Origin of the sequence: Halovivax sp. (genome assembly GCA_007119345.1) — an archaeon.
Classification (GTDB): Archaea; Halobacteriota; Halobacteria; order Halobacteriales; family Natrialbaceae; genus Halovivax.
Window position 1 is genome coordinate 1 of the sequence record SKPV01000276.1, and the last position, 3,940, is coordinate 3,940.

A 3,940-nucleotide genomic window follows, 5' to 3' on the forward strand; every position below is an offset into this window, starting at 1 on the left:
ACCACGACTCGCCGATTTCGACGCCTGCCTCCGCGACCTCAACGAGCGAACACCAGGTGTTCACGGCCGCACGAAGCGCCACGAGGTCGGCCGCGTCGATCCGTACCCGGACCGTTCGGCCGTCACGGTCGACCGTCGTCGCCGATCGATCGTCCGCGATTTCGCCGACCTCCTGGCCGACGCTTGTGGCGATCAGCCACGCTCGGCGGTCGTCATCATACTCGAACACAAGGATCGTTTCGTGTCGAGTTGGCGACACGGGGCTACTGGACGTCGATTTCCTTCACGTCGCCCGCGCGCTCTTTGAGGAGCACGCGGTGGCCGCAGTACGGACAGCGGACACCGCCGTACTCGTCGAGGCGGACCTCCCGCTTACAGCGCGAGCACTTGTAGCTCATTCGTCGTCGTCCGTGAGTGCGGCGCGGATCGACCGGGTGACTTGCGCGCCGGCCGGCGTCTCCGGGCGGTACGACCCGCCGGTGAAGATCTCGCCGGTCTCCTCGTTCTTCCAGATCCCGGTTCCGAGCCGCTTGACGTCGTCGCCATCGACCTGCGAGTTTCGCATGTCGTCTTCGATCTCCGCGACGCGCTTTCGGGCGACGCGGCCGTAGCGGGCACCGAATCGGCCGGCGCTCCCCGTGCGCCGTCTTCTGTCGTCGGCCATAGTGGCCGACCATACCCGGTCGCGAGCCATAAAGGTGTTGAGTCGGTTCCGCGAGCCAATTTACCCGCAAAGCGGTCGGACCATCACCCTCGAAGCCCCTCCTCCGCCAGCGCCTCGTTGAGGTCCGCCCGAATCCGCTCGCCCGTCTCGTGATCGCGGGCGGTCGTCACCACACGGTTCTCCTGGACGCTGGAACCGTCCCGGAGCAATAACCGGACGTTGCCGTTACCGTCCGGTCGGGTGGCCTTCGCACGCAACCCCGATTGTGAGCCCGTCCCACCGGCGTCGATCGGTCCCGGGATGACCTTCTTGACGTGCGGATGCGCCGCGATCGTCCGGATCGCTCGCATCCCCGTTCGCCCACCGATCAGCGTCGAATGTGCCCCGCTGATCTTCTCCGACGGTGCCGTCTCGACGACCGCGAGCGCCCGACTGCCGCGGTTCGCGAGGACGTTCCCGACGGGATCGTCCTCCGCCACGCGGTAAAACTCGTAGTGGAGTTGGGCGCGGATCGCCCGGATCACCGCCCGGTCACCCGCGACGTAGACTTCCTCCGGGCGCTTTCGTCTGACCTCGTCGGCGATCCGGCCGGCGAAGTTCCGCAGTTCGATCACCTCCCGCTCACCCTCCTCGGGGCTCGTCGTCACGGTCGTCTCCCCGAGAACCTCCTCGTCGTGGATGGCGGTGATCGTCGCCCGGTCGCGGCCGGCCTCGATCACGACCGCATCCGCGTTCGCCGTCCGACAGACCAGACAGTAATCGCCCGGTCGTTCGATCGACGACGCACACCGCCGACACTCCATGCACGGTGGTAGCCGAGCGAGGCGTTTAACGGCGGTGGTTCGGGTCGACGCTAGTAGTTTGCGATCGCCCACAGCCACTCGCCGATCGACCGATCCCCGATCTCCTCGGGGCGGTCTACGGTCGCCGTACCGTGCTCAGCGAACTCCGTCTCGACGAGCACGTCCGTCTCCCATTCGACCTCCTCGCGGTCGGCACTCCGATAGACCGTCACGTTCCGTCGCTCCTCCATCCGCGTGATCAGGCCCGTGTCCGGATCGACGACCACCGTCTGGTGGACGTCGTCGCCTGGCTCGATCCGGTCGTGGTCGAGCGAGTCGAACTCCGGTGAGGCGTCGAGATACGCCGAGCCGTCGGCGGTGAACGTCACCTCGTCGTCATCGACGGTTACGTCGTAGTCGGCGTCCGTCCCCGGCAGCCAGCCGTCGTGTACGTCGTCAGCGACGGTCCAGTAGCCGGATCCGGCGATCACGTACCAGCTTCCGGCCGTTCGCTGGAACGGTCCGAATTGCTCGTCCTGCTGATCCGTCGCCCCGACGCCGTCGCCCGCGATGCGCTGTGCGATCGTCCCGGAAGCGAAGTAGCCGCCAAGTTCCGTCTGCTCCCCGGACGGACCGTCGGTTCCGTGGATCGCCACCCGCACCTGCCGGTTCTCGCGGTCGACCGCCGTCATCGCCCCGCCGGCGTGATACCGCTCGTCAGTCTCGTTGTCGCGGTCGTACACCCGATTGTCGACCCGCACGCTCGCCTCAGCGAGGTACGCCTCGTTCGCCTCGATCAACGCCGCTGGCTCGACCGATCCGTCGACCGCCCCAGGCTCGTCGGGCTGGACCGTGGGACCGGCGTCCGCCGCGCGGACGGTCAGCGTCCCCGCGAACAGGCTCGTGACCAGCAGAATCGCCACCGCGACCCTGACCGGATTTCGGATCACTGGCGGGAGAGAGCCGTCGATCGTTCGCGTCGAGCGGGTGTCCGTACTGCCGAGCGAGCCGATCCGCGATTCGAAGACGCCCACGTGGTAGGCCGCGAACAGCGCGTACGCGATCCCTCCGAGAAGGACGTACGTTCCCACCGCCACGACGCCGGAGACCGACGAGACGAGCAGAGCGACGAGTCGCGCGCCCCCGATCAGTCCGACGACGACGAGACCGTACCGGGCGATCACTCGCGGGTTCGAACGGGCGTAGCGCGCGGCCGTGAGCCACGCCCGAGCGGGACGCTCGTCGGCGAACAGCACCAGGACGTCGAACGGCCTGAGCAGCAGGCGGGCGACGTGAACCGAGACCAGACCGGTCGCGGCCAGTCCGAGCCAGAAGAGTTGCGGGTTCGCCGCCTCCTGCACCCCGAGCGCACTCGCGCCGGTGAGGGCGACCAGTCCCGCCGTCGCAAGGACGAACCAGACCGGAATCGCGAGCGCGAACGCGACACCGAGGGTGACCACGACGGCGACGAGCAGCCGAACGGCGTCAGCGGCGCTCGCACGACCGCCCGCGAAGGAGTCACGGAAACCCACCGACGCCCCGTCGACGAGTACACGCCGAGCGGGGCGATACAACGCCGACAGCAAGGGCACGGAGATGACGTACCAGAGCGATCCGGCGACGAGTGGGGTCACGATCCCCAGGACGTACGGTTCAAGCCGCCAGCCGACCGCGTCCGCCGCGACTGCTCCGAAACCGACGATAATCACGAGTTCCAGACTCGCAAGGAACGTTCCGAACAGCACCAGCACCGGCGCAGCGCGGAGACATGCGAACGAACGACGGAGGGGAGAGGACATTCGTCGTCGGTTCTCGGACGCTCAACTTAACCCTGTCCACTTCGAGGACTACCCCAGTTCGACGGGATCGACCTTCATCACTTCCCGCAGGAGGACAGTCGCGTACGATCCCGACGGGAGCGAAAACGAGAGCGTGAGCGGATCGCGTTCGAGGTCGAGGTCGGTCCGGACGAGGATCGCTCGCCGGGTTCCCGTCGAGTGAAACCGTCCGGGGAGATCGAAGGCCGCGGGTTCGATCCCGAGGTCGTCGAGGACGGCCCGCTCGATCTCACCCGGTTCGCCCGCCCCGAGGTCAGTGTCGGTTCCGACGAGCGGGGCGGTGACGAACGCCCGTCCGCGCTCGCAGTGACGCGTGACGGACTCGACGCGCTTCTCGGTCACCTGCTGGAGCCGAGAGGCGTCCGGGAGAGGTAGCCCCTCCGGAGCATCCCGATCGGCAAAGCAGACCACGTCCCCCGCGATGGGACGGTCGAACGGCAGCCCCCGGTCGAGACGCTCGCTCACGATCCGGTTGAACACGTACGACTGCGCGGCGTTGACGAACAGCCGCTGGAGGTTCGTCGGCACCTGCTCGATTGCCTCACGGAAGTCGTCCGGGCCGGGATCGTCGACCTCGGCGAGCCGGTGGCACATCGAGCGCTCGTAGCCGAGTGCGTGCGGGAACCGATCGAGCGCGCCGGCCCAGTCGCGGGTCT

Annotated in this window: 6 protein-coding genes; all 6 read right to left on the reverse strand. The window is 67.8% G+C overall.

Translation table 11 applies throughout. The annotated features are described in order from the left end of the window. On the reverse strand, positions 1-229 hold a 229-nt coding region (locus tag QZT59_RS18425), incomplete at its 3' end, for a KEOPS complex subunit Pcc1 (RefSeq protein WP_343195804.1). Between the two features lie 34 nt (positions 230-263). Continuing rightward, on the reverse strand, positions 264-398 hold the full coding sequence (locus QZT59_RS18430; protein ID WP_290819342.1) for a DNA-directed RNA polymerase subunit P: 135 nt from the start codon (positions 396-398) through the stop codon (positions 264-266). Further along, positions 395-664 (reverse strand): 50S ribosomal protein L37ae, encoded by a 270-nt coding sequence (locus QZT59_RS18435; protein ID WP_290819343.1) that lies wholly within the window; start codon positions 662-664, stop codon positions 395-397. Before QZT59_RS18435 ends, QZT59_RS18430 begins: the two co-directional genes overlap by 4 nt. Positions 665-747: 83 nt before the next feature. After that, positions 748-1,467: a DUF2103 domain-containing protein gene (locus tag QZT59_RS18440; RefSeq protein ID WP_290819344.1), complete on the reverse strand. Its 720-nt coding sequence runs from the start codon at positions 1,465-1,467 to the stop codon at positions 748-750. 50 nt (positions 1,468-1,517) lie between these two features. Continuing rightward, positions 1,518-3,245, reverse strand: a complete 1,728-nt coding sequence (locus tag QZT59_RS18445) for a hypothetical protein (RefSeq protein ID WP_290819345.1) — start codon at positions 3,243-3,245, stop codon at positions 1,518-1,520. Between the two features lie 48 nt (positions 3,246-3,293). Further along, positions 3,294-3,940 (reverse strand): tRNA pseudouridine(13) synthase TruD (truD, locus tag QZT59_RS18450; protein WP_290819346.1); only part of this gene is annotated, 647 nt, incomplete at its 5' end.

Excerpts from the sequence above, each read along its gene's own strand:
- QZT59_RS18430 (WP_290819342.1), bottom strand. The coding sequence starts at position 398 with ATGAGCTACAAGTGCTCGCGCTGTAAGCGGGAGGTCCGCCTCGACGAG.
- QZT59_RS18435 (WP_290819343.1), bottom strand. The coding sequence starts at position 664 with ATGGCCGACGACAGAAGACGGCGCACGGGGAGCGCCGGCCGATTCGGT.
- QZT59_RS18440 (WP_290819344.1), bottom strand. The coding sequence starts at position 1,467 with ATGGAGTGTCGGCGGTGTGCGTCGTCGATCGAACGACCGGGCGATTAC.
- QZT59_RS18445 (WP_290819345.1), bottom strand. The coding sequence starts at position 3,245 with ATGTCCTCTCCCCTCCGTCGTTCGTTCGCATGTCTCCGCGCTGCGCCG.